Annotated in this window: 1 protein-coding gene; it reads left to right on the top strand. The window is 39.2% G+C overall.

The window, feature by feature from the left end:
* Positions 1–58: 58 nt before the first annotated feature.
* Positions 59–1,318, top strand: a complete 1,260-nt coding sequence (pepT, locus tag V5N63_RS11875; protein ID WP_332034111.1) for a peptidase T — start codon at positions 59–61, stop codon at positions 1,316–1,318.
* Positions 1,319–1,517: the final 199 nt, after the last annotated feature.

Here is a 1,517-nt window from a genome sequence, read left to right as displayed (position 1 = left end):
TGCGGCCATTACCGTCATACAAATTCGCTATCTTTGTTTAAATCAAATTTTATTACAGATGACTACCATAGATTTCAACCTCGACTGGAAACTGAAACTGCAGAACCGCTTCATTAATTACGTGAAAATATTTTCGACCAGCGATCCGGAAAGTGAAACCACACCTTCAACCGAAAGACAGTGGAACATTGCTAATTATATTTTTGAAGAACTGAAAACCTTGGGTTTAAGCGATGTTTCTCTGGACGAGAACGGATATATTTATGCTTACGTTCCCTCTAATCTGGAAAATGATGATGAACCTGTTGTGGGATTTATCTCTCATTATGATACATCGCCCGATTTCAACGGCGAAAATGTAAAACCTCAGATTTGGGACGATTATGATGGTAAAGATCTTCTTCTGAATAAAGAAACGGGCTTCATTCTATCGCCTTCAAAATTTGAAAGTCTTAAAGATTATGTCGGGAAAACATTGATTACAACAGATGGAACCACGCTCCTTGGCGCCGATGATAAAGCGGGGGTTGCCGAAATTGTAACTGCTGCTGAATATTTGTTGGCTCATCCAGACATTAAACACGGGAAAATTGCGATCGGATTTACTCCGGATGAAGAAATCGGAAGAGGAGCACATAAATTCGATGTTAAAAAATTCGGTGCCGAGTGGGCTTATACCATGGATGGCGGTGAAGTTGGAGAATTGGAGTATGAAAACTTCAACGCAGCTGGTGCGGTGGTGAAAATTCACGGTTTGAGTGTGCACCCGGGTTATGCTTTCGGAAAAATGGTGAACGCCTCGCTTTTGGCCGCCGAATTCATTAAAATGCTTCCTGAAAACGAAACGCCATCCACTACAAAAGGTTTTGAAGGTTTTTATCATTTAACAGATTTGAAATCTGATGTTTCTGAGGCAAAAATTCACTACATCATCCGTGATCATGATGCAGATAAATTTGAAGCCAGAAAAGAATTTATGACACAAAAGGTAGAAGAATTCAACAAAAGATTCGGTGAAGGAACTGCTGAAATCGAAATTAAAGAACAGTACCGAAACATGAAGCAGCAGTTTGAAGGCAAAATGCATATTATCGACATTGCGGAACAGGCGATGAAAGACGCCAACATCGAGCCTAAAATCAAGGCCATCCGGGGTGGAACAGACGGGGCACAGCTTTCCTACATGGGTTTGCCTTGTCCGAATATTTTTGCGGGAGGAATCAACTTCCACGGGCCTTATGAATACGTAGCTTTGGAATCGATGGAAAAAGCAGTAAAAGTGATTATTAATATCGCGAAGATGGTGAAGAAGATTTAAAAAAATATTGTAACTGAATAACCTTCAATAATATTGAGGGTTATTTTTTTATTCTTTACCCATCAAAAAACAAAAAAACCATCACATTTCTGTGATGGTTTGCTCCTCTTGCTGGGCTCGAACCATAACACTTAATTTATATGATACTTAGTCGTTCCTTAACAAAACCCACTATTTAATTTATTTTTAAAAACAGGAT

Origin of the sequence: Kaistella sp., from assembly GCF_032060305.1 — a bacterium.
Classification (GTDB): domain Bacteria; phylum Bacteroidota; class Bacteroidia; order Flavobacteriales; family Weeksellaceae; genus Kaistella; species Kaistella yananensis.
Note: the sequence above shows the minus strand (reverse complement) of the source record. Positions and strands in the feature narration are given on the sequence as shown.